Annotated in this window: 13 protein-coding genes and 1 pseudogene; 12 read left to right on the forward strand and 2 right to left on the reverse strand. The window is 69.7% G+C overall.

Annotation, left to right across the window (positions count from 1 at the left end):
* The first annotated feature begins 586 nt into the window (after positions 1-586).
* The 4 genes from BTE28158_RS07930 to BTE28158_RS07945 all read left to right on the forward strand — a co-directional run bounded on the left by BTE28158_RS07930 (position 587) and on the right by BTE28158_RS07945 (position 5,457).
* Positions 587-1,099, forward strand: a complete 513-nt coding sequence (locus tag BTE28158_RS07930; RefSeq protein WP_124626140.1) for a fimbrial protein — start codon at positions 587-589, stop codon at positions 1,097-1,099.
* Between the two features lie 89 nt (positions 1,100-1,188).
* Positions 1,189-3,675, forward strand: a complete 2,487-nt coding sequence (locus BTE28158_RS07935) for a fimbria/pilus outer membrane usher protein (protein WP_477021226.1) — start codon at positions 1,189-1,191, stop codon at positions 3,673-3,675.
* Positions 3,676-3,691: 16 nt separating this feature from the next.
* The gene (locus tag BTE28158_RS07940) at positions 3,692-4,438 is read left to right on the forward strand and encodes a fimbrial biogenesis chaperone (protein ID WP_124902471.1); all 747 of its coding nucleotides are present in this window, start codon (positions 3,692-3,694) and stop codon (positions 4,436-4,438) included.
* On the forward strand, positions 4,435-5,457 hold the full coding sequence (locus tag BTE28158_RS07945; RefSeq protein ID WP_151051726.1) for a fimbrial protein: 1,023 nt from the start codon (positions 4,435-4,437) through the stop codon (positions 5,455-5,457). Before BTE28158_RS07940 ends, BTE28158_RS07945 begins: the two co-directional genes overlap by 4 nt.
* Positions 5,458-5,551: 94 nt before the next feature.
* On the opposite strand, the pseudogene BTE28158_RS32430 reads toward BTE28158_RS07945, so the two are convergent.
* Positions 5,552-5,647: pseudogene (locus tag BTE28158_RS32430) on the reverse strand (HHHH-motif protein); the annotation flags it as partial.
* Positions 5,648-5,826: 179 nt separating this feature from the next.
* On the opposite strand from BTE28158_RS32430, the gene BTE28158_RS07950 reads away from it, so the two are divergent.
* The 7 genes from BTE28158_RS07950 (at position 5,827) to BTE28158_RS07980 (ending at position 12,665) form a co-directional block, all read left to right on the forward strand.
* The gene (locus BTE28158_RS07950) at positions 5,827-6,495 is read left to right on the forward strand and encodes an RNA polymerase factor sigma-70 (RefSeq protein WP_151051721.1); all 669 of its coding nucleotides are present in this window, start codon (positions 5,827-5,829) and stop codon (positions 6,493-6,495) included.
* Between the two features lie 94 nt (positions 6,496-6,589).
* On the forward strand, positions 6,590-6,832 hold the full coding sequence (locus BTE28158_RS07955; RefSeq protein WP_151051719.1) for an MbtH family protein: 243 nt from the start codon (positions 6,590-6,592) through the stop codon (positions 6,830-6,832).
* 45 nt (positions 6,833-6,877) lie between these two features.
* A complete protein-coding gene (locus BTE28158_RS07960; protein ID WP_151051717.1) occupies positions 6,878-7,897 on the forward strand; it encodes a TauD/TfdA family dioxygenase in 1,020 nt (339 codons plus the stop codon).
* Positions 7,887-8,738, forward strand: a complete 852-nt coding sequence (locus tag BTE28158_RS07965; RefSeq protein WP_124902466.1) for an ABC transporter ATP-binding protein — start codon at positions 7,887-7,889, stop codon at positions 8,736-8,738. Before BTE28158_RS07960 ends, BTE28158_RS07965 begins: the two co-directional genes overlap by 11 nt.
* Positions 8,735-10,828, forward strand: a complete 2,094-nt coding sequence (fhuB, locus tag BTE28158_RS07970) for a Fe(3+)-hydroxamate ABC transporter permease FhuB (protein WP_174919781.1) — start codon at positions 8,735-8,737, stop codon at positions 10,826-10,828. The genes BTE28158_RS07965 and fhuB overlap by 4 nt, the downstream gene beginning before the upstream one ends.
* Positions 10,825-11,625 (forward strand): siderophore-iron reductase FhuF, encoded by an 801-nt coding sequence (gene fhuF / locus BTE28158_RS07975; protein ID WP_151052779.1) that lies wholly within the window; start codon positions 10,825-10,827, stop codon positions 11,623-11,625. The genes fhuB and fhuF overlap by 4 nt, the downstream gene beginning before the upstream one ends.
* The gene (locus BTE28158_RS07980) at positions 11,622-12,665 is read left to right on the forward strand and encodes an ABC transporter substrate-binding protein (RefSeq protein WP_174919783.1); all 1,044 of its coding nucleotides are present in this window, start codon (positions 11,622-11,624) and stop codon (positions 12,663-12,665) included. Before fhuF ends, BTE28158_RS07980 begins: the two co-directional genes overlap by 4 nt.
* Before the next feature lie 213 nt (positions 12,666-12,878).
* Here BTE28158_RS07980 and BTE28158_RS07985 read toward each other — a convergent pair whose 3' ends face one another.
* Positions 12,879-14,624, reverse strand: coding sequence for a cyclic peptide export ABC transporter (locus tag BTE28158_RS07985; protein WP_151052539.1), 1,746 nt, complete (start codon positions 14,622-14,624; stop codon positions 12,879-12,881).
* 271 nt (positions 14,625-14,895) lie between these two features.
* Between BTE28158_RS07985 and BTE28158_RS07990 the strand changes: the two genes are divergently transcribed.
* Positions 14,896-24,588 carry a non-ribosomal peptide synthetase gene (locus BTE28158_RS07990; RefSeq protein ID WP_174919785.1) on the forward strand — a complete coding sequence of 3,231 codons (9,693 nt, stop codon included), beginning with the start codon at positions 14,896-14,898 and terminating at the stop codon, positions 24,586-24,588.
* Position 24,589: the final 1 nt, after the last annotated feature.

A 24,589-nucleotide genomic window follows, 5' to 3' on the forward strand; every position in this document is an offset into this window, starting at 1 on the left:
CAGTGTCGCGAATGTCGTCCCGGCGCACGGCTTTATGCGGCCGCTTTAATTCCGGGTTGACGATTCGATTAATTCACGTATTGCGAATAATCATGGGCGACGAAGTGTCGCGGTGAAACGTTTGTACAGATATTGCAATCGTTTGCGCGAAAGTTTCGCGTCGTTGAATATCGCCCGTTAATTTCCTGTTGGTTGAAAATCGTTGAATTGTTTCGTTGTGGTCATGCAACGATGGCGGGATCGGACCGAATTTTGTCGGCTCACATCCGGTATCTGGAAAGTCTTTGCCCAGCAAAGAGAAGCCGGGATATTTCAATCGATAAAACGAATTGTCTTTAATTTTCAGTCGGTTCCGAAAAATAGAAAAGGACTGCGGAAGAAAATGTCGTAATTGAGAATTGGCAGGAAGGAATGGGGTTTAAAAATGCGTAAAACAAAGATTGTCATTGAGATTTGACAATGATTTACAAAATTCTTTCACTCCTATCTCGATAATGCCGCCTCGTGACGGACGGGAGCCAACCACACGCTGCCTTTTGTATCCGCCACGTCGTCCATTCCCTTTGCAATTCTCATGGAACACGTCATGAAAAAAACCCTCCTGAGCGCGGTCGCACTCGCAGCCCTGTCCACCTCGGCCTTCGCAGCGGGCACCGGCACGATCAACTTCACGGGCGAGATCGTCGCGGGCGCATGCGGCATCGATTCGAACTCCGTCAATCAGACCGTGCAGCTCGGCAAGGTGCCGACCAACAAGTTCAAGCAAGCCGGCGACAAGTCGGACGCGGTGTCGTTCGACATCAAGCTGACGGACTGTGACACCAGCATCGCGCAGAACGCATACTTCACGTTCACGGGCACGTCGAGCGCAGGCCAGCCGAAGCTGCTCGCCACGATCGGTTCGGCAACCAACGTCGGCATCCGCCTGCAGGCCGCGTCGGGCGAATACCTCGACAACGGCGCCGAACAGAAGGCGCCGACCCTGCTGCAAAACGGCACCAACACCGCACGCTTCGCGGCGATGTACGAAGCCACGGCCGCCGGCGTGACGCCGGGTACGGCCGACGGCGTCGCGAACTTCACGGTCCGCTACCAGTAAGCGGCCGTACCGGGGAAGGGGTGTCCGCACCCTTTCTCCGGCTTCCTTTCCTTCACGTCTCACCTTCCCCGGATTTCCGGTAGCGCCGCGTGCGAATCAGACATTCCTTCCTTTGCGTCTCCGTGCTGGTGGTCGGCAGCCAGAGCCATGCGACGGAATTCAATTCGTCGTTCCTCGACATCGACGGCACGAACAACGTCGACCTGTCGCAGTTCTCGCAGCCCGACTTCACGCTGCCGGGCGAATACATGCTCGACGTGCAGGTCAACGACCTGTTCTACGGGCTGCAGGCGATCCAGTTCATCGCGCTCGACGCATCCGGCGCGGGCAAGCCGTGCCTGCCGCCGGAACTCGTCGCGCGGTTCGGGCTGAAACCATCGCTCGCGAAGGACCTGCCGCGCTTTCAGGGCGGACGTTGCGTCGATCTCGGCGCGATCGAGGGCGCGACCGTGCGCTACCTGAAGAGCGACGGCCGGCTGAAGATCACGATTCCGCAGGCCGCGCTCGAATTCACCGATTCGACGTACCTGCCGCCGTCGAGCTGGTCCGACGGGATTCCGGGCGCGATGCTCGACTATCGCGTGATCGCGAACACGAACCGCAACTTCGGTTCGGGCGGCGGACAGACGAATTCGGTCCAGGCCTACGGAACGATCGGCGCGAACTGGGACGCGTGGCGCTTTCGCGGCGACTACCAGGTGCAGTCGAACGTGGGCAACACGGCGTATGCGGACCGCACGTTCCGCTTCAGCCGGCTTTATGCGTTTCGCGCGCTGCCGTCGATCCAGTCGACGGTGACGTTCGGCGACGACTACCTGAGCTCGGACATTTTCGACACGTTCGCGCTGACCGGCGCATCGATCCGCAGCGACGACCGGATGCTGCCGCCTTCGCTGCGCGGCTATGCGCCGCTGATCTCGGGCGTCGCGCGCACCAACGCGACCGTGACCGTGTCGCAGGCGGGCCGCGTGCTGTACGTGACGCGCGTGTCGCCCGGCGCGTTCGCGCTGCAGAACATCAATACGAGCGTGCAGGGCACGCTCGACGTCACGGTCGACGAGGAAGACGGCAGCGTGCAGCGCTTCCAGGTGACGACGGCCGCCGTGCCGTTCCTCGCGCGCACCGGACAACTGCGCTACAAGGCCGCCGTCGGCAAGCCGCGGCAGTTCGGCGGCGCCGGCATCACGCCGTTCTTCGGGTTCGGCGAAGCCGCCTACGGGTTGCCGTTCGACATCACGCTGTACGGCGGCTTCATCGCCGCATCGGGCTACACGTCGATCGCGCTCGGCGTCGGCCGCGATTTCGGCACGTTCGGCGCGGTGTCGGCCGACGTCACACACGCACGCGCGCGGCTGTGGTGGAACGGCGCGACGCGCAACGGCAACTCGTACCGTATCAACTATTCGAAGCACTTCGACGGGCTCGATGCGGACGTGCGCTTTTTCGGCTATCGCTTCTCCGAGCGCGAGTACACCAACTTCGCGCAGTTCTCCGGCGACCCGACCGCGTACGGCCTCGCCAACAGCAAGCAGCGCTACTCGGCGACGATGTCGAAGCGCTTCGGCGACACGTCGACCTATTTCTCGTACGACCAGACGACCTACTGGGCGCGCTCGTCCGAGCAGCGCGTGGGTCTCACGCTGACGCGCGCGTTCTCGGTCGGCGCACTGCGCAACCTGAACGTCAGCGTGTCCGCGTTCCGCACGCAGAGTGCGGGCGCGAGCGGCAACCAGTTTTCCGTGACCGCGACGCTGCCGATCGGCGGCCGCCACACCGTCACGTCGAACCTGACGACGGGCAGCGGCAGCACGAGCGTGAACGCGGGCTACATCTACGACGATCCGGCCGGCCGCACCTACCAGATCAATGCGGGCGCGACCGACGGCCGCGCGTCGGCGAACGCGAGCTTCCGCCAGCGCACGTCGACCTACCAGCTGAGCGCGCAGGCGTCGACGCTCGCCAACGCGTACGCGGCCGCGTCGCTCGAAGTCGACGGCTCGCTCGTCGCGACGCAGTACGGCGTGTCCGCGCATGCGAACGGCAACGCGGGCGATACGCGCCTGCTGGTATCGACCGACGGCGTGCCCGACGTGCCGCTGTCCGGCACGCTCACGCATACCGATTCGCGCGGCTACGCGGTGCTCGACGGGATTTCGCCGTACAACGTGTACGACGCGACCGTCAACGTCGAGAAACTGCCGCTCGAGGTGCAGGTGTCGAACCCGATCCAGCGCATGGTGCTGACCGACGGCGCGATCGGCTTCGTGAAGTTCTCCACCGCACGCGGCAGCAACCTGTACCTGACGCTGACCGATGCGGCCGGCAAGCCGGTGCCGTTCGGCGCATCCGTGCAGGACGCGGCGAACGGCAAGGAGCTCGGCATCGTCGGCGAAGCCGGCGCCGCGTTCCTGACCCAGGTGCAGCCGAGATCCGCGCTCGTGGTGCGTGCAGGCGAACGCACGCTGTGCGCGGTGAATGCACTGCCCAACCAGCTTCAACTCGAAGGCACGCCGATTCCGGTGACGTGCCAGACGCCCGGCGAGCCGCATGCAACGGCCGCACGGACGGAACGATGATTTGACGGATCCAGCGATGAACCACGCTTTCTCTCTTTTCTTCCCGCGCCGCGCGTCGTGCATGCTGGCCGTGGCCAGCGCGCTGCTCGCCGGCGTCGCGCATGCGGCGATCGTGCCGGACCGCACGCGCGTGATCTTCAACGAAGGCGAACCGGCCGCGATCGTCACCATCACGAACAAGAGCACGACGTATCCGTATCTCGTGCAGTCGTGGCTCGAGGACACGCGAGGCAACAAGATCACGTCGCCGCTGATGGTCGTGCCGCCGCTGCAGCGCGTCGAGGCGAACGAGCGCAACGTGCTGCGCATCGCGAAGCTGCCGGGCACCGAACTGCCGGCCGATCGCGAATCGGTGTTCTACCTGAACATCCGCGAAGTGCCGCCGAAGACCGATACGCCGAACACGCTGCAGATCGCGCTGCATACGCAGATGAAGCTGTTCTACCGGCCGAAGGGCGTGCAGCCCGCGCGCGACGAGGACTGGACGCTGCCGATGACGCTGCGCGTCGACGCGGGGGCGCACAAGCTCGTGTTCGACAATCCGACGCCGTATCACATTACGATCGTCGACGTGGCTTCGGGTGCGCAGAAGACGCATGTGCCGCTGGACCCGGTGATGGTGAGCCCGATGAGCACGGCCGACGTGCCGTTCAAGGCCGCGACGCCGTCGACGTTGTTCGTCACGCACGTGGACGACTACGGCGGCCAGGTGGCGGTCGAGTATGCGTGTGAGGCCGGTGCCTGCAAGAGCGTGAAGAAATGAGCGGGGGGATGCGCGAACGGCGGTTGCCGGCGGCGTGGCTGCGCTGGCTCGTGCTGGGATTGCTGGTCGCGGCCGCGCAGCCGGCGTGGGCGCTAAGATGCCTGACGAACAGCGGTGCGACCTCGCTGACCGAGCCGATCGGCGGTGTCGCGTCGTATCCGACCGACGCGCCGGACGGATACGTGATCTGGGTGTCGCCGGTCCGCACCACGTCAGGGTATTGCTACAAGGACCTCGGCGATGCAGGCAGCCTGAAAGTCGTCGACAACATCTATTTCTACGCGAACCCGAATCGCACGAACCCGGCGGCGTGGGGGCTGGAGATCGGCATCCGCTACAAGGGAATCGACTATTTCGACAAGACGAGTAATCGCGGCGGAGGGGTGTTTACCGGCTATTCGGTGCCGCCGTGCAGCAAGTACGACTTCGATCGCGGACGTTGCGAGCAGACCCGTATCAGCATCGACTACCAGGTCGTCGTGCGCAAGAAGGGCAACTGGGTCCAGCCACCGAGCGATATCTACACGGTATTCCAGTTCGACGGCGAGTTCGGGCTGAATGCATACAACCCGAGCTTCCAGTACCGCCTGAGCGGCCTGCGCAACCTCAAGCCGACGCCGTGCTTCGTCGACGTGCTCGTGACGCCCGAACCGGGCATCGTCAATTTCGGACAGGTGCAGGCCGTGGGCAACGGCTTCATGCCGGCGGTGCCGCGCAAGCGGTTCTCGTTGTCGTTGACCAAGAAATGCAACGTCGCGGTACGCGTCGACGGATATTTCGAAACGAGCTATCCGGTTCAGAACGGCTTGCTGGTGCCGGCGAAGGACAGCAATTTCGGTATCGGGATCGAGGACAGCCAGGGCAAGGCCATTCCGTTCAACCAACAGTTCAACCTCGCTCAGTTTCCGTCCAACGTCATGAACCAGAGCGTATTGATGGACGCGGTGCTCAAGTCGTTCGGGCCGCCGAAGATCGGGCGGTTCGATGCGACTGCAACGATCCGGCTGTTCATCTATTGACGCGAGCCGCGCGAGCGCGGCTCGACGCACCGCACGCACCTCACGTGAAAGCGCCGGCATGCCGGCGCTTTTTTCCAGGCTCGCGGCGCGCCGCTCAAAGCACCCGGCGACACACCTTGTGATGGCGATGCACGAAGTCGCACACGTGGCGCGGATGCGCTTCGGCGGTGGCCGGCACGAGCCGTGCGACGGTGGCGGAGGCGTCTTCGTCGAGATCCTGTCGTTCGGCCTGTCCCGTTCGTCAAAACACCGAATCCGTCAATTAATCAGACAAATCCTGACAACCGAAAGGGTCATCTCGTAATCGGATTGAGAATGATTTGCGTTTACGTTAAATTGCGCTATCTCGGAATTTGACGGAGCAGATCGATGGCTATGGCGGAAGTGCTCGAACGACCGGCAGCGGCAACGGCGAACCCGTTCCTCGGCAGTTATCCGGACCTGCCGTCGCGTCCCGCGCCGCGGGCGCGCCGTACCGCCGAGCCGCATGCGCAGGGTGCGCTGCTCGACGTGCTGATCGCCCATCGCGCGATGCTCGTCAACGTCGCGCGCGGCTTCGTCGGTTGTGCGAGCCGCGCCGAGGACGTCGTGCACGACGTGTTCGTGAAGCTCGTCGAATTCCCGAACCAGGACGCGGTGCGCCAGCCGGTCGCATACGTGACGCGGATGGTGCGCAATGCGTCGATCGATGCGTGCCGCCGGCAAAGCCTCGAGAACGTCTATCACACGGAAGAGGACGACGGCTTCGACGTGCCGTCGCCGGAACCGACGCCCGAGGCCGCGCTGATGACGCGCGACACGCTGCGCCGCGTGTGGGCCGCGCTCGACGACCTGCCGGCGCGCAGCCGCGCGGCGTTCGAGATGGTGCGGCTGCGCGAGGAGACGCTGCAGACCGCGGCGCGCGCGTTGAACGTGTCGCAGACACTCGTGCATTTCATGGTGCGCGACGCGGAGCGGCACTGCGCGGAATGCCTCGACGCGTGCCATCGCGGTGACGCGTGCCCGGTGTTTCTCGGCGGCCGCGCGCGGCGCCGGTAAAAAATCGCGCCGGCCAATCGTCTTCAAGACAGGAGCGGCCGATCCGACAGTTCGCCGCTTCGCCTCCTTCAACCGCCTCCCGCTTTTTTCGATCATGACGCAAACCACGACGCCTTCCGCCGACACCGACGACCTCGTCTACACGGTCGTCATCAACGACGAAGAACAGTATTCGATCTGGCCGACGTTCCGGCCCGTGCCGGCCGGGTGGCGCGAGGTCGGCGTGCGCGGCCCGAAAGCCGACTGCCTCGCGCACATCGAGACCGTCTGGACCGACATGCGCCCCGCGAGCCTGCGCCGCGCGATGGACGGCGATCGCGCAACGCGCGCGTCGTGACCCGCTGCGCCGCGTGTGCGGCGCGCCACCTGAAGAGGACGTTGCATGACCCTGCTTTCGTTGCCGACGCTCGACGACCTGCGTATCGAGCCGGGGCTGCCCACCGTCGTGTCGCCGCGCGGCGCCGACGGCATGTCGATCGACGAGATCGCGCCGCTCGCGCATGCGATCGCGGCCGACACGCTCGAACGGGCGGGCGGTGTGCTGTTCACGGGCTTTCACGTGCCGTCGATCGACGCGTTCCAGCAGTTCGCGGCGTCGTTCGGCGATCCGCTGATCGGCTATGAATACGCGTCGACGCCGCGCAGCCAGGTCGAAGGCGCCGTCTACACGTCGACCGAATACCCGCCGCATCGCGCGATTCCGCTGCACAACGAGCAGTCATACACGCGCGAGTGGCCGCTGCGGATCTGGTTCCATTGCGCGCTCGCGGCGCCAAAAGGTGGTGCGACGCCGATCGCGGACAGCCGCGCCGTCTATCGCGCGCTCGATCCGGCGCTGGTCGCGCGCTTCGAGCAGCGCGAGCTGCTGTACGTGCGCAACTTCGGCCAGGGGCTCGACCTGCCGTGGCAGCAGTCGTTCGGCACCGACGAGCCGGCCGAGGTCGAGCGGATGTGCGCGGCGCGCGGCATCGAATGCACATGGCGCACGGACGACGACGGCGAACTGCTGCTGCGCACGCGCGAACGCTGCCAGGCTGTCGCACGCCATCCGCGCACGGGCGAGCGCGTGTGGTTCAACCAGGCGAACCTGTTTCACCTGTCGGCGCTCGACGACGACATGCAGGAAGCGCTCGTCGACGCGGTCGGGCTCGAGAACGTGCCGCGCAACGTGTATTACGGCGACGGCGAGCCGCTCGAGGCCGACGCGCTCGCGGAAATCCGCGGCGTGCTCGATCGCCAGCGCATCGTGTTCCCGTGGCGCACGGGCGACGTGCTGATGCTCGACAACATGCTGACCGCGCACGCACGCGACCCGTTCGAAGGGCCGCGCAAGGTGGTCGTCGCGATGGCGCAAAGTTATACGGTCCCGCGCGCGGCCGAACGGAGGACCGATGACGCGTAGTACCGCCGCGCTGGCCGCGCGCGGATTGACGGTGGGTTATCGCGACCATGTCGTGATCGACGGGCTGGACCTGTCGATCGCGGCCGGCCGCGTGACCGCGCTGTGCGGCCCGAACGGCTGCGGCAAGAGCACGCTGCTGCGCACGCTCGCGGGCCTGCAGCCCGCGCGTGCGGGCCGCATCGACGTGAACGGCAAGCCGCTCGCGTCGTTTCGCCGTCGCGCGCTCGCGCGCGAGCTCACGATGCTCGCGCAGTTCAACCAGATTCCGTCGGGGCTGACCGTGCGCGAGCTGGTCGCGTACGGCCGCTACGCGTATGGCGGTTTCCTGCGTGGGCTGTCGCGCGCCGACCATGCGGCGATCGACGAGGCGCTCGAGACGAGCGGCCTGGCCAGCGACGCCGGGCGTGACGTCGGCGCGCTGTCGGGCGGCGAGCGGCAGCGCGCGTGGATCGCGATGGCGCTTGCGCAGCAGGCGTCGATCGTGCTGCTCGACGAGCCGACGACCTATCTCGACATCCATCATCAGCTCGACATCCTCGACGCGCTGCGCGCACTGAACCGCGCGCGCGGGCTGACGATCGTGTGGGTCCTGCATGACCTGAACCAGGCAGCCGCGTTCAGCGACGACATCGTGCTGATGCGTGCCGGCCGCCTTGTCGCGCAGGGCTCGCCCGACGCGATGCTGGAACCGGCGCGGCTGCGCGCGGCGTTCGGCGTCGACATGCTGAAGCTCGCGCATCCGCAGACGGGCGCGCCGATGTGCGTGCCGGCATACGGGCCGCCGGCATCCGGCACGGCGGACGGGTTCGATCGCGCAGTGCATCGGGATATCGCCGTATGACGACGTTCGCGATGCGCAAGCGGCTCGCGGCGAGCGGGCAGGGCGCGGCATCCGGCCGCCGTGCCGGCGTGCTCGCGCTCGGCCTCGTCGTGCTGATCGCGGTGCTGGCGGTGCTGCGCATCGCCCCAGACCTCCGTGTGTGGTGGAACGCGATGCCGGGCAGCGACGCTGCCGCGCTCGCGGGCGTGTTCCTGTTCGACCTCAACCTGCCGCGTGTCGCGGCCGCGCTCGTCGCGGGCGGCTGCCTCGGCATCGCGGGCGCGCTGTTCCAGTCGCTCACGCGCAACCCGCTCGCATCGCCCGACCTGCTCGGCGTGACGGGCGGCGCCCAGCTCGGCCTGCTCGCGGCGATGCTGGTGCCGGCGCTCGCCGGTGTCGCGTCGGTGCCGCTGCTGTTCGTCTGCGGGCTGATCGCCGCCGCGTGCGCGATCGTCGCGGCCGGCGGCTGGCGCGCGACGCCGCTGCGGCTCGTGCTCGCGGGCAGTGTGTGCATGCTGCTGTTCGCGGCACTGTCGACGCTCGTGCTCGCATTCTTCGAGCAGAACATCGCGGGCGCGGCGCTGTGGACCAACGGCAGTCTTTATCAACCCGGCGCGACCGGGCTCGCGCTTGCCGCGCGCTGGCTCGTCGTGCCGTTGCTCGCGCTGCCGTTCGTGATCCGGCCGCTGAACCCGCTCGCGCTCGGCGACGAGGCGGCGGCCGCGGCCGGCGTGCGCGTCGACGGGGCGCGGCTCGCGGCGACGATCGTCGCGGTCGCGTTCACGAGCGTGGCCGTCAGCATCGCGGGCCCGCTGTCGTACGTGGGGCTCGTCGCGCCGAACCTGGTGCGCCAGGTGCGCGGCGCACGCGCGGGCCGGCTCGGCGTGCTGGTGCCGCTGTCGGCGCTCGCGGGTGGCGCGCTCGTGCTCGTCACCGACAGTGCGGTGCTCGCGTCGGGTCTCGACGCGACGCTGTCGACCGGCGTCGCGATCGCGCTCGTCGGCACGCCGCTGATGCTCGCGATGATCCGGCGCGGCGCTGCTTGGTCGGGCGTGCTGCATGCTCAAGCCGAACGCGCGGGCGGCAGCGGGTCGAGGCGGGTGGTCGCCTGGCTCGAGGAGCTCGGCTGGCCGCTGCGCACCGCGCTGTTCGTCGCGGCCGGCGTGCTCGTCGTATTCGCCGGCGTGTCGGCCGGCCCCGAATGGCTGTCGCCGGCACGCTGGTCCGCCGCGCTGTCGGGTCACGATGCCGTCGCGCGAATGCTTATCGACCTGCGCATGCCGCGGCTGCTGTGCGCGCTCCTCGCGGGTGCGCTGCTCGCCGTGAGCGGCGTCGCGATGCAGAGCGTCGTGCGCAACCCGCTCGCCGGCCCCGAAGTGCTCGGCGTCACGCAGGGCGCGGGGCTCGTCACGCTGTTCGCGTTGTCGACGTGGCCGCTGATGGGGCACGTGACGCTCGCCGTGGCCGCGTTGAGCGGCGGTGCGCTGTCGCTCGCGATCACGCTCGCGCTGAATCACCGGCACCGTTATGCACCGCTCGCGGTCGCGCTGACCGGCATCGTGATCGGTGCGTTGTGGACCACGCTCGCGCAATGGCTGATCACGCAGGAAAGCGTGCAGCCCGCGCGCTTCGTCGTGTGGCTCGTCGGCGGCACCTACGGCCGCGGCTGGGGCGAGGTGTCGATGCTGCTGCCGTGGTGCGTGCTCGCGGTCCCCGTGTTCGCCTGGCTCGCGCGGCCGCTCGACATGCTCGCGCTCGGCGACGACCAGGCGGCCGCGCTCGGCCTGCCGGTCGCCGCGCTGCGGCCGCTCGCGCTGACGATCGCGACGCTCGCCGCGTGCGCGGCCGTCGCGGCGGTCGGGCCGGTCGGCTTCATCGGACTGATGGCGCCGCACGTCGCGACGATGCTCGGCGCGCGCCGGCACCGCACGCGGCTGTGGCTCGCGGCCGCATGCGGCGCGCTGATCCTCGGGTGTGCCGACCTGGCCGCCCGCACGGTCGTCGCGCCGCGCGAAGTGCCCGCCGGCGTGCTGACCGCGCTGATCGGCGCGCCGTATCTGCTCGGGCTGCTGATCCTCGAGGGGCGCCGCGCGCGGCGCGCGGGGCGATGACACCAGCACTCGACGGTGCACGCGCCACGCGCTTCTCCGCGTTCGCCCCTGAACCGTTCACCGCGCATCTCGACGCGGTGTGGCTCGGGATGCCCGACGACGCGCACGCGCCGGGCCGGATCGTCGTGCCGGTCGGCGCGCTGCCCGATCATCGCGATGCGCTGCTCGATGCGATGGTCCGCCACTACGGCGGCGATCCGGCGTTGCATGCGCGCGCGCTCGTGTCGCAATGGAGCAAGTACTACTTCGGCCGCGCGGCGCCGGCCGGCGTCGTCGCCGCGCTGACGCTCGGCCGGCCGCTCGACATGACGCTGGACCGCACGTTCGTCGCGCTCGACGACGGGATGCCGGCCGCGCTGTATTTCGCGCCGGACGCGCTCGGCGCGCCGTGTATCGCGCCCGCGCCGCGCTATGCGGGGCTCGTCGCGCATCTCGGCGCGGTGATCGGCCTGCTCGCGGCGATGGGCCGCGTCACGCCGCGCGTGCTGTGGAGCAACGCCGGCAACCTGCTCGACTATCTGCTCGACACGTACCGTTCGCTGCCGTGCGCGGCCGATCCCGCTCGCGATGCCGACTGGCTGTTCGGCGCGTCCTGCGTCGAAGGTGAGCCGAATCCGCTGCGCCTGCCGGTACGCGACGCCGTGCCGCGCTCGCCGCTGCTGCCGACGCCGTTTCGCGCGCGCCGCGTGTGCTGCCTGCGCTATGAAATTCCTGGAGAAACGCAACTGTGTGGAAGCTGCCCCCTGCTGTTGACGATGGACGACGCGGCGCTGGCCGAGCAGGATGCGATCCGGTGACTCCGGCACCGCATGCCGGCCGCCGCCATGCGCTTGCCGCACTGGCCGCGTTCGGCGCTGCTTGCTGCGGCGCGCATGCGGCGCCGGCCGCCGCGGTCGCGAACGACGCGCGCGGCGGGCAGGGCAGCACGCCTTCGCAATCGGGCCGCTCGCTCGCCGGCAACCCCGTCGTATCGCAGGCGAGCGCGACGATGCCGGTGCAGCCGCAACGTGTGGTCGCGCTCGACTTCATGTTCGCGGAAAGCGTGATCGCGCTCGACATCGTGCCGGTCGGCATGGCCGATACCGCGTTCTATCCGGGCTGGCTCAGCTACGAGAGCGAGCGGCTCGCCCGTGTGACCGACATCGGCTCGCGTCAGGAGCCGGGGCTCGAGGCGATCGCCGCGGTGAAGCCCGACCTCATCCTCGGCGTCGGCTTCCGGCATGCGCCGATCTTCGCCGCGCTCGACCGGATCGCGCCGACGATCCTGTTCCAGTTCAGCCCGAACGTGTCGGAAGGCGGCGTGCCCGTCACGCAGCTCGACTGGATGCGTCGGATCTTCCGGACGATTGGTACCGTGACCGGACGCGACGCGCGCGCGAAGGCGGTCGAAGCACAACTCGACGCAGGGATCGCGCGCAATGCATCGCGGCTCAAGGCCGCGGGCCGCGGCGGCGATCGCATCGCACTGCTGCAGGATCTCGGGCTGCCCGACCGCTACTGGGCGTATACGGGCAACAGCACGTCGGCGGGCCTCGCGCGTGCGCTCGGGCTCGACCCGTGGCCGAAGAAGCCGACGCGCGAAGGCACGCTTTACGTGACATCCGCCGATCTGCTCCGGCAACGCGATCTCGCCGTGCTGTTCGTCACCGCGACGGGGATGGATGTGCCGCTCTCGTCGAAACTCGACTCGCCCGTGTGGCGTTTCGTGCCCGCGCTGCGCGAACGCAGGATCGCGCTCGTCGAACGGAACATCTGGGGGTTCGGCGGGCCGATGTCGGCGCTGAAGCTGGCCGACGTGATGACCGATACGATGCTGAAGCTGCCGGCCGTGCGCTGAGCGAGCGAATCGTCGTTGCGGGCAGGGGAAGCGCGTGGCCGAGCGCCGCGTAGTTGTTCGCGTGTCGCGGCGCCCCGATGGCGTCACCTGTACGTCAGTATGCCGAACGATATTTCCTTTCGACCTTTCCAGTCCTTTCCGCTCCGGCGAGCCGGACACCGACTGCCTGCGCGCCGCAATTGCCGCGCGCAGGCGGCCGGTGTTCACGCGTGCCTACGCGCTCAGTGCATCGGCACCGTCCCGTGCGCGTGACCGCGCGGGCGTCGTGTCGCTGACGATCTGCCCGTTGTCGAGCTTCAGCAGCCGATCGGCGAGATCGAAATAGCGGTCGTCGTGCGTGATCACGATCACGGCCTTGCCGCGCGCGCGCAGCTCGGGCAGCAGTTGCTCGTAGAACACCGCCTTGAACGACGGATCCTGGTCGGCCGCCCATTCGTCGAACAGGTAGAACGGCCGGTCCTCCAGATACGCGACGACGAGCGCGAGCCGCTTGCGCTGCCCGGTCGACAGCGCGCGGTTCGAGAACGCGCCGTCGACGACCTTCACCTTGTGATCGAGCGCGAGCTTCGCGACCAGCGCGTTCGCGCGCGCATCGGCCTGCGCACGCGCGGGATCGTCGGGATCGACGATGCCGAGCAGCGCATCGAACAGATGGAAATCGTTGAACACCGCGCTGAAGCGCTGCCGGTACGCAGCACGCTCGCGCCAGCCGATCGTCCGGCCGTCGACCTCGATCGCGCCTTCCTCCGGCTCGTAGAGCCCCGTCAGCACCTTCGCGAGCGTCGTCTTGCCGCTGCCGTTGCCGCCGACGATGAACACGAGCTCACCCGGCCGGATCGTCAGGTCGATCGGCCCGATCCGGAACATCCGTTCGTCACGCTCGTGGAAATACGCGTGCGTGACGCCCCGCAGCGTGACGGCGCCGGCCGGTGGTACGTCGGGGGCGTCGCTGGCGGGCGGCACCGTGCGCAGCGCACCGAATTCGGCCATCACGCCTTCGATGCGCCCGAGCGACACGCGCGCCGCGTTGACGGTCGGCAGGTTGTTCAGCAGTCCGTCGAGCGGCACCAGCATGAACAGGAACACGACGACGTAGCCGGCCGCCGTACCTGCATCGGCATGCACGCCCAGCTGCGGCCAGAACGCGGCCGCGCCGAGGAACACGTAGAACAGGAAGATGATCCAGCCGACGCCGACCGCATACGCGCTGAACGCGCGGCGGCGGTGGTCGCGCACTTCACCGATCGCCGCGCCGAGCTGTCCGTCGACGAACTGGCGCGCGCGCGCGTCGTGCAGCTTCAGTTCCTTCGCGCCGGAGAACAGCGAGCCGAGATAGCCGAACAGGCGATCCTGCGCCTGGCCGGCCGCCTCGAGCGACGCGATCGCACGGCGATCGCCGGTGTGATAGCCGAGCGAGCCCGCGACGATCGCGGTCAGCGCGAGCAGGCACACGGGCCACGACAGCCACGCGAGATAGCCGAGGCAACCGAACACGATCGAGCCGTGCATCACCAGGTTCGGCAGCGCGAAGAACAGCATCGACACGTTGGTCGCGTCGTCGGTCAGCACCGACTGCACGGGCGCCGCGCCGATCCGCTCGATGTCGCGCAGCTCGGCCGCGCCGACGCGCCGCGCGAGGTGCACGCGCAGGCGCGCCATCGTGTCCTGCGACAGCCGGGCGAACAGCGTGCCCGACACGATGCGCGTGACGAGCGCGATCACCGCGCACAGCGCGAAGCGCCACGCGAGCGACACGTCGGCCGCGCCGGGCGTCGCGAGCGCGCGGTTCAGCGTCGCGACGAGCAGCACGCTCGCGACGCCATTGAGCACGCATGCGACGAGCGCCAGCGCGAGCGACGCGCGGCTTTCGCGCAGCAGCGCGAGGATCAGGCGGGCCGCGGGGCGGCCGGGGGAGGCGTCGAGGGACGGCGGGGAAGAAGGCTCGTGGGCGGCGGTCATCGGCAACATCGGTAAATGAAGGGCAGGCAAATCCTGCGGAAACGGCGGGATTGATGCGAAAGCAGCGCGCGGGACGGGCCAGTCGCGGCTTTCCTCCCTGATAGACGAACGGGCCGCGCAAATATTTAGCCGTGCCTTCAAAAAATGCATCCATTCCGGCTTTGCGCGCAAAACGGTAAAAAATCGGCCGCGCCGTTCGTCACACCAGTGAAGCCGCCCCATGCGGCCCCGAGACTTGGCCGAAGCGGCCGGACCGAAGGACTTCACGCACATGACGAGTTTCCCGACTGCGTTGCATCACCGAATTCGCGAACTGGCGCGCCGCGCGCCCGACGCGCCCGCGCTCGCCGCGCCTTTCCAGAACGACCTGCGCCTGTCGCGCGGCGCGCTCGACGCGCGTGCGTCGCACCTTGCCCGCCAGCTGCGCGCGGCCGGGGTCGGCGCGGAAGTGCGGGTGGGCGTCTGCGTCGAACGCTCGTGCGAGCTGTTCGTCGCGCTGCTTGCCGTGCTGAAAGCGGGCGGCGTATTCGTGCCGCTCGATCCGCGTCATCCGGCCGCGCGGCTGGACTGGATCGTCCGCGATGCGCAACTGCGCCACGGGATCGTCGATGCGGCCGGCCGCGCGGCGCTCGGCGCGCCGTTCGAACACGCGTTCGACGCGATGCCCGCGGAGGCAGGTGCCGCCGCCTTCGTCGACGACGAGGACGTGTCGGTGCATCCGCGCTCGGCGGCCTACATGATCTACACGTCGGGCTCGACCGGCACGCCGAAGGCGGTGGTCGTCGAGCACGGGCCGCTCGCCGCGCATTGCGACGCGCTCGCGGCCGCGCTGCCGATCGAGGGCGGCGACCGCCTGCTGCATTTCGCGTCGGTCAATTTCGATGCCGCGCACGAATGCTGGCTCGCGCCGCTCGCGGTCGGCGCGAGCGTGACGATTGCGCCGCCGCAGCCGTTCACCCCGGACGCCGCCCATGCGCTGATGGTCAGTGAATCCGTCAGCGTCGCCGCGTTTCCGCCCGCGTATCTGCGCGAATTCGCGGCCGTCGCCGCGCGCGAAGGCGTGCCGCCGGCGTTGCGCGTGCTCGCGTTCGGCGGCGAAGCGCTGCCGCAACAGGCATTCGAATTCGTGCGCCGCACGTTCCCGTCGGTTCGCCTGATCAACGGCTACGGGCCGACCGAGGCCGTGATCTCCCCGATGCTGTGGCCGGTCGAGCCGGGCGAAATGCCCGTGCTGGCCGATGACGATGCGTATGCATCGCTGCCGATCGGTCGCGCGATCGGCCCGCGCGTCGCGCGCATCGATGGCGACGATGGCGGCGAACTGCTGCTCGGCGGTGTATGCCTCGCGCGCGGCTATCACGGCCGCCCGGCGCTGACGGCTGAACGCTTCATTCCCGATACGCACGGCGAACCCGGTGCCCGCGTGTACCGAACCGGCGACCTCGCACGCCAGCGCGCCGACGGCGCGTTCGATTATCTCGGCCGCCTCGATGACCAGGTCCAGGTGCGCGGCGTGCGTGTGGAGCCCGCGGAAATCGCCGCGTGCCTGCGCACGCATCCGGCGGTGGCCGACGCGGCCGTGATCGCCGAAACCGGCAACGGGCCGACGCGGCTGATCGCGTGCGTCGCGCTGCGCGCGGCCGCCGACGATGCGACGCTGAAGGCGCACGTGGGCGCGTTGTTGCCCGCCGCGTGGCAGCCGCACCGTTTCGTGCGCTGCGACGCGCTGCCGTACACGCTGAACGGCAAGATCGACCGTGCCGCGCTACGCGAGCGCATCGCCGGCGTCCGCGACACCGAACAATCCGCAGGCGACGAGCCGCGCACCCCGACGGAGCAGCAGATCGCGGGCCTCTGGCAAACGCTGCTCGGCCTCGACGCGACGCCGACGCGCGACGACCGCTTCTTCGTGCTGGGCGCCGATTCGCTCGCCGCGATGCAACTGCAGGCCGCGATCCGCGCCGCGTTGCGCGTGAACCTGCGGCTCGACACGCTGTTCGCCGATCCGGCGCTGGCTGAGCTGGCTGCGCACGTCGATCGCGCGGAACGTGAAACGGGCGAGCCGCTGGCCGCGATTGCCACACGCCGCGCGCCGGCCGATGCCGCTGCGTCGGGCGCCCCGTATGTCGATCGCGCCGCATCGCTCGCACAGCAGCGCTTCTGGGTGCTCGCGCACACGCGCGACGCGAGCGCCGCGTATCACATCGCCGCGCACTGGACGATCGACGGCGCGCTCGACCACGCCGCACTGCAGCGCGCGCTCGATCACGTGATCGAGCGGCACGACGCGTGGCGCACGACGCTCGTCGACAACGACGACGGCATCGTGATGCAGCGCATCCATGCGCATCTGCCCGTTACGATCGAGACGCTCGACCTGCGCGGTCAACCGCTGGCCGCACGCGACGCGCAAGCCGCGCGCATCGCCGAGCGCGACGCAGGCATGCCGTTCGATCTGTCGGACGGGCCGCTGCTGCGCGCGACGCTCGTCGCGCTCGCCGACGATCGCCACCGGCTGCTCCTGACCGCGCACCATGCGATCACCGACGGCTGGAGCTCGCGCTGCGCATTCGACGAGCTGTCGGCTGCGTACCGCGCGTTTGCGGAAGGCCGCGAACCGTCGTTGCCGGCACTGCCGATCCAGTACGCCGACTATGCGGACTGGCAGCGCGACATGCTTGCCGGCGGCGAAGGCGAGCGTCAGCTCGACTACTGGCGCGGTGCATTGCGCGACGTGCCGGGCCCGCTTGCGCTGCCGGTCGATCGCCAGCCGGGCGCGACGCGCACGCTGCAGGGCGCGCGTGTGTCGGTCCGCCTGCCCGACGCGGTCGCTGCGGACATCCGGCGTCTCGCGCGCGACGCGCAGGCAACGGTCTTCACGGTGCTGCTGGCCGCACTCGACGCATGGCTGTCGCGCCTGACAGGCGAGACCGACGTGGTCGTCGCGGTGCCGGTCGCGCATCGCCAGCGCCCGGAAACGCGCGCGCTGCTCGGGCTGTTCCTGAATACGGTCGCGCTGCGTGTGCGGGTGGCGCCGACGCTGCCGTTCCGCGCGCTGGTCGACGCGGCACGCACGGCGGCGCTCGATGCGGTCGCGCACCAGGACGTGCCGTTCGAGCGCGTCGTCGATGCGGTGAAGCCGCCCGTCAAGCGCGGCGACGAATGGCTGCGCGTGAAGTTCGCGCAGCAGTTCGATGCACGGCACGACAGCGTGCTGCCGGGCGCGACCGCGGTTGCGACGCCGGGGCCCGATCTCGCCGCGCGCTTCGACTTCGCACTGGATTTCACCGACGACGCGCACGGAATCGAACTGGTCGCCGCCTATGCAACCGACTGCATCGATGCCGACACCGCGCGCGCGTGGCTCGACAGCTATGCAGCGCTCGTCGCGTGCGCCGCACATGAACCGCACCGCACGACGGCCGCGCTGCCGTGCGATGCCTCTCCGGCGTCGCGCCTGCCGCGCGACGGCCGTGCGCTGAACGTCGAGCACGCCGACATCGTCGCCGCCTTCGCGCGGCAGGCTGCCGCTTATCCGCATCGCGTCGCGCTCGTCGATGCGTCGGCGTCGCTGACGTTCGCCGAACTCGACGACGCGTCGAACCGCATCGCGCATGCGCTGAAGTTGCGCGGCGCGGCGGCCGAAGCACCCGTCATCGTCTGCATCGAGCGCTCGGCCCGCTTCGTCGTCGGCCTGCTCGGCGCACTGAAGGCCGGCGCGCTGGCCGTGCTGCTCGACCCGGCCCAGCCGGCCGCACGGATCGCGGCCGCAGCCGCCGATTGCGGCGCGCGCTGGGCCCTCGTCGCGCGGGGCCGGGATGTGGCCGCGTGGCCGGCCGGCAGCGCAGCACAGCCGCTCGACGTCGACACACTCGCGCAGGACGCGACGCTCGCGCATGCGGCCGACGTACGCGTCGCGCCGCATCCCGAGCAGGGCGCCTATCTGATCTATACGTCGGGTTCGACCGGCACGCCGAAGGGCGTCGTCGTGTCGCACGGCGCACTGGCCGATTACGTGCAGGGGATGCTCGACGAGCTCGCGTTCGCACCGGACGCGTCGTTCGCGATGGTGTCGACCGTCGCCGCCGACCTCGGCCACACGACGCTGTTCGGCGCGCTGTGCGCAGGCCGCACGCTGCACCTGCTGCCGGCCGCGTGCGCGTTCGATCCGGACCTGTTCGCGGACGAGATGCGCCGCCGCGACGTCGGCGTGCTGAAGATCGTGCCGAGCCATCTGCAGGCGCTGCTGGATGCGCGCGTGCCGGCCGACGTGCTGCCGCGCCACGCACTCGTGACCGGCGGCGAAACGCTGACGTGGGCACTCGTCGCGCGCCTGGCCGCGCTCGCACCGGCCTGCCGCGTGATCAACCATTACGGGCCGACCGAAGCGACCGTCGGCGCGATCGCGTGCGACACCGCGTCGATCGGCGCCGATGCGCGCGACCCCGCGAGCGCCGTGCCGCTCGGCCGGCCGCTGCCGAATGCGCGCGCGCTGGTGCTTGACGCGTTCGGCGCGTGCGTGCCGGCCGGTGCAACGGGCGAGCTGTATCTGGGCGGGCCGGGCGTGGCGCGCGGCTACCTGAACCGGCCGGCGCAGACCGCCGAGCGCTTCGTGCCCGATCCGTTCACGCCCGGTGCGCGCCTGTATCGCACCGGCGACCGCGTGCGCCTGCGCGCGGACGGCCGTCTCGCATTCCTCGGCCGCATCGACGACCAGGTGAAGATTCGCGGCTATCGCGTCGAACCGGGCGAGGTGAGTGCGGCCGTGCGCGCGGCCGGCCCGGTCGCGCAAGCCGAGACGCTCGCGATCGAGCACGACGGCCGCCTGCGGCTCGCGACGTTCGTCGTGATGCGCGACGGCGCGGCATTCGACGAGGCCGCCATGCGCGCGGCACTCGGCGCGACGCTGCCCGACTACATGGTGCCCGCGCAGTTCGTCGCGCTCGCGCGCCTGCCGGTGACCGCGAACGGCAAGATCGATCGCGCGGCGCTGCGCGAACTGGCCGCCGCGCCGGTGGCGGTCGCCGCCGGCGCCGCGCCGCAGGGCCCGGTCGAAACGGCGCTCGCCGAAGTCTGGCAGGCGGTGCTGAAGGTGCCGCACGTCGGCCGCGACGACAACTTCTTCGAGCTCGGCGGCGATTCGATTCTGGTGCTGCAGGTGATCGCACGCGCCCGCAAGCGCGGCGTGCGCTTCACGCCGAAGCAGCTGTTCGACGGCCCGACGGTCGCGGAACTCGCGCGCATCGCGAAAACCGGGGACGTCGCCGCTGCAGCGCCGGCAACGATATCGTCCGCGCCGGCTCAGGCCGCAACGGCTACCGCGGCTACCGCGGCTGCCGCGGCGACGATCCTGACGCCAGCACAGCAGCGCTTCTTCGCGCTCGACGTGCCGAATCCGGGCCACTGGAACCAGTCGGTCGCGTTCGACGTGCGCGATCCGTTCGACGCTGATGCATTCGCGCGCGCGTTCGACGCGCTGCTCACGCATCACGACGCCTTCCGCCAGCGCTTTGCACACGGTGCGGATGGCCACTGGCACGCGCGCGATGCAGCGAAACCGTACGACGCACTCCCGTTCGTCGAGGTCGCCGCGCAAGACGAAGCCGACGCGCTGGCGCGCTTCGACGCCTTGCAGCGCCGCCTCGATCTCGGCCGCGGGCCGCTCGCGTGCGCATGTGCGGCGCGATTGCCGGACGGCGCGACACAGCTGTATCTGGCGATTCATCACGCGATCGTCGACGGCGTGTCGTGGCGCATCCTGCTCGACGATCTGGACGCCGCGTATCGCGCCGCATGCGAACGCACGCCGGTTCGCCTGTCGCCGCCGGGCTTGCGTGCGGATGCCTGGGCCGCACGCCTCGCGCGTGCCGCGACGGAGCCGGCATCGCCGTTCGCCGCTGAAACGGCTTACTGGGCCGGCATGGCGCAGGGCGACGACCTCGTGCCCGATCATCCCGACGCACCCGCGACGAACGCCGACGCGGCCCTCGTCGTGCAGACGATCGACGCGGCGCTGACTCGCGCCGCGCTGACCGACGCGCACGCGGCGTATCGCACGCAGACGATCGAACTGCTGGGCGCGGCGCTCGCACTGGCGCTGGCCGGTGCCGACGGCGCCGCGTCGTGCCGCGTCGAATTCGAGGGGCACGGCCGCGAGGCGCTGTTCGATGATGCGGACGCGAGTCGCACGATCGGCTGGCTGACGAGCCACTATCCGGTCACGCTGCCGGTCGAAGCCACCGCGCGCGACACGCTGTGCGCGGTCAAGGACACGCTGCGCGCGGTGCCGCACAAGGGGCTCGGCTTCGGCGTGCTCGCGCACTACGGCGACGCGGCGACGCGTGTGGCGCTGGCCGCGGTGCCGCGTCCGCGCGTCACGTTCAACTATCTCGGCCAGTTCGACGCGCCGCGCGACGCGACGCTCGTGCCGCGCTTCGGCGGCACCGGCATCGAGCGTGACCCGCAAGGGCCGCTCGGTAACACGCTCGCGATTCACGCATACCTCGATACCGACCGCGACGGCGCACGCACGCTGAAGGTTCACTGGGTATACGGCACGCCGCAGTTCGAGCGCGCGACGATCGATGCATTCGCGGATCGCTTTGCCGCCGCGCTGCGCGAACTCGCCGACGCATGCGCATCGCGTGTCGCGCATCGCGGCGGCGGTGCGACGCCGGGCGATTTCCCGCTCGCGCGGGCCGCCGGCCTCACGCAGGCCGCGATCGAGCGCGCGCCGCTCGACTGGCGCACGATCGACGACGTGTATCCGCTGTCGCCGATGCAGCAGGGGATCCTGTTCCATGCGCTGTTCGCGCCGGGCCATGCAAGCTACGTGAACCAGCTCGTCGCGACCGCGACGGCGCTCGATGCCGACCGGCTCGTGGCCGCATTCGCCGCATCCATCGCACGCCACGATATCCTGCGCACCAGCGTGATGCCCGACGAGGCCGCACCGCTGCAATGCGTGCATCGCCATGCACGGATGCCGGTCGAACAGCTCGACTGGCGCATGCGCGGCGACACGCTGGACACCGATTTCGACGCGTGGCTCGCTGCCGACCGCGAACGCGGCTTCGACTGGCGCGAGCCGCCGCTGATGCGGCTCACGCTGATCCGCGTGACGGACGACGCGTGGCGCGTCGTGTGGACGCGCCACCACGTGCTGCTCGACGGGTGGAGCACGGCGCGCCTGCTCGGCGACGTGCTGCGCGACTATCGCGACCCCGACGCGGTGTCGCCGTTCGAGCGCCGCCCGGCGCTGCGCTATCGCGACTTCATCGCGTGGCTCGGCACGCGCGACCGCGAGGCCGACGAGCGGTTCTGGACCGGGCGGCTCGCGCGTCTCGACGCACCGACGCTGATCGCCGAGCGCGTGGCCGACCGTGCGGATGCCGACATGGTCACGTGGCGCGCGACGATCGACGCGGCGGCGACGACGCGTGTCGCGCAAACGGCGCGGGCGCTGAAGCTGACCGTCAACACGCTGGTGCAGGGCGCCTGGGCGCTCGCGCTACAGCGCGTGACGCACCAGCCGGCCGTCGCGTTCGGCGCGACCGTCGCGGGCCGTCCCGATGCGCTCGCGGACGTCGACACGGTGCTCGGCCTCTTCATCAACACGCTGCCCGTCATCACGGCACCCGCGCCGCAACAACGCGCAGCCGACTGGCTGCACGCGCTGCAACGCGAAAACGCGGCTGCCGCCGAGCATGCGCATACGCCGCTCGCCGACATCCAGCGCTGGGCGCGCGGCGCCGGGGGCGCACTGTTCGACACGCTGGTCGTGTTCGAGAACTATCCCGTCGACGACTCGGTGCGCGACGCCGATCCGCGCGCACTCACACTGAGCGGCGTGCGCAGCATCGAGTCGACCGATTTCGCGCTGACGCTCGTGATCGAGAGCGGCGCCGAACTGACGATCGACTACGGCTACGACACCGCACGCGTCGACGCGCATCAGGTCGAGCGCTGGCACCGCGCGTTCGCATGTGCGCTCGATGCGCTGATCCGCACGCCGGACGCGCTGCTCGGCACGCTGTCGATCGCCGACGACGCGACGCGCGACGCACTGGCGCGCGCGCAGGACACCGCGCGGACGTGGCCGGATGCGCAACGGCAGCCACTGCATCTGCAATTCGCGGCCGCCGCACGGGCAACGCCCGACGCGATCGCGCTCGAATACGCGGATGTCCACGGTGGCGTGCAGCGCGCGACCTATCGCGAGCTCGACCTGAACACGACACGCGTCGCCGCCGCATTGCGCAGGCGCGGCGTGCAGCCCGACACGCCGGTTGCGCTGTGCGTCGAGCGTTCGTTCGACATGGTGACGGCGCTCGTCGGCGTGCTGAAGGCCGGCGCCGCGTACTTGCCGGTCGATCCCGACTATCCGGCCGAGCGCATCGCGTACCTGCTGCGCGACGCGCGGCCCGCGGTCGCGATCACGCAGGCGCATCTGCGCGAGCAGGTCGAGGCCGCGCTCGGCGACGAAGCGCCGACGCAACTGCTGACGGTGGCCGATCTGCTTGCGGACGAGGCGTGCGAAGTGGCCGATGCCGCCGCCGACGTCGCAACCGACATTGACGACGCACGGCTCGCGTACCTGATCTATACGTCCGGCTCGACCGGCAAGCCGAAGGGCGCCGGCAACACGCACGGCGCGCTCGCGAACCGGATCGCGTGGATGCAGCACGCGTACCGGCTGACGCCCGACGACGTCGTGCTGCACAAGACGCCGTTCGGCTTCGACGTGTCGGTGTGGGAATTCGTGTGGCCGCTCGCGACCGGCGCGAAGCTCGCGATCGCCGCGCCCGGCGACCACCGCGATCCGGCCCGCCTCGCGGCCGCGATCCATGCGCACGGCGTGACGGTGCTGCACTTCGTGCCGTCGATGCTGGCCGCGTTCGCCGCGTATCTCGACGATTTTTCGGCCGCCACGCAATGCGACAGCGTGCGCCTGATCGTCGCGAGTGGTGAGGCGCTCGCGCCCGAACTCGTCGCGAAGGTCGCGCGCCTCGTGCCGAACGCGACGCTCGTGAACCTGTACGGGCCCACGGAAGCCGCGATCGACGTGTCGCACTGGACCTGCGGCCCCGACGACGTCAGCGCCGTCGCGGTGCCGATCGGCCATCCGATCGCGAACCTGCAACTGCACGTGCTCGACGCGGCCTGGCAGAGCGTGCCGGCCGGCGCGACCGGCGAACTGTATCTGGCGGGCGCGGGCCTCGCGCGTGGCTATCTCGGCCGCCCGGGGCTGACCGCCGAGCGTTTCGTGCCCGATCCGTTCGTGCCCGGCGCCCGCATGTATCGCACTGGCGACCTCGCGCGGCGTCGCGCCGACGGCGCACTCGACTACCTCGGCCGCGTCGACATGCAGGTGAAGCTGCGCGGCCAGCGGATCGAGCCGGGCGAGATCGAGGCGCTGCTGCGCGCCGCGCCCGGCGTGCGCGACGCGGTCGTGATCGTGCGCGACGAGCAACTGATCGGCTATGTCGCATGTGGCGACTCGGGGCCGCTCGACCGTGCCGCGTTACTGGATTCGCTGCGCGCGCAGTTGCCGGCTTACATGGTGCCGTCGCAGTTGATCGAACTCGACGCGCTGCCGGTCACGCCGAACGGCAAGTGCGACCGCCATGCGTTGCCCGCGCCGGTGCGCGAGGCGATCGCGGCCGTCGAGCTCGCGACCGACACGCAGCGCGCGCTCGCGGCGATCTGGCAGCGCGTGCTGCACGTGGACGCGATCGGACGCGACGACGATTTCTTCCTGCTCGGCGGCCACTCGCTGCTCGCGACTCAGGCCCATGCGCAGGCGAACCTGCACTGGGGCCTCGCGCTGCCGCTGCGCACGCTGTTCGACACCCGCACGCTCGCACGCTGCGCGGACGCGATCGACGCGGCCTGCGCGGCACGCGGCGAGACCGACGCGGCGAGCGCGATCGATGCGCTGCTCGGCGAACTGGAAGCCCAATAAG

This window comes from Burkholderia diffusa (genome assembly GCF_902499115.1).
GTDB lineage: Bacteria > Pseudomonadota > Gammaproteobacteria > Burkholderiales > Burkholderiaceae > Burkholderia > Burkholderia diffusa.

Excerpts from the sequence above, each read along its gene's own strand:
- BTE28158_RS07930 (WP_124626140.1), top strand. The coding sequence starts at position 587 with ATGAAAAAAACCCTCCTGAGCGCGGTCGCACTCGCAGCCCTGTCCACC.
- BTE28158_RS07940 (WP_124902471.1), top strand. The coding sequence starts at position 3,692 with ATGAACCACGCTTTCTCTCTTTTCTTCCCGCGCCGCGCGTCGTGCATG.
- BTE28158_RS07945 (WP_151051726.1), top strand. The coding sequence starts at position 4,435 with ATGAGCGGGGGGATGCGCGAACGGCGGTTGCCGGCGGCGTGGCTGCGC.
- BTE28158_RS07950 (WP_151051721.1), top strand. The coding sequence starts at position 5,827 with ATGGCTATGGCGGAAGTGCTCGAACGACCGGCAGCGGCAACGGCGAAC.
- BTE28158_RS07955 (WP_151051719.1), top strand. The coding sequence starts at position 6,590 with ATGACGCAAACCACGACGCCTTCCGCCGACACCGACGACCTCGTCTAC.
- BTE28158_RS07960 (WP_151051717.1), top strand. The coding sequence starts at position 6,878 with ATGACCCTGCTTTCGTTGCCGACGCTCGACGACCTGCGTATCGAGCCG.
- BTE28158_RS07965 (WP_124902466.1), top strand. The coding sequence starts at position 7,887 with ATGACGCGTAGTACCGCCGCGCTGGCCGCGCGCGGATTGACGGTGGGT.
- fhuB (WP_174919781.1), top strand. The coding sequence starts at position 8,735 with ATGACGACGTTCGCGATGCGCAAGCGGCTCGCGGCGAGCGGGCAGGGC.
- fhuF (WP_151052779.1), top strand. The coding sequence starts at position 10,825 with ATGACACCAGCACTCGACGGTGCACGCGCCACGCGCTTCTCCGCGTTC.
- BTE28158_RS07985 (WP_151052539.1), bottom strand. The coding sequence starts at position 14,624 with ATGACCGCCGCCCACGAGCCTTCTTCCCCGCCGTCCCTCGACGCCTCC.
- BTE28158_RS07990 (WP_174919785.1), top strand. The coding sequence starts at position 14,896 with ATGACGAGTTTCCCGACTGCGTTGCATCACCGAATTCGCGAACTGGCG.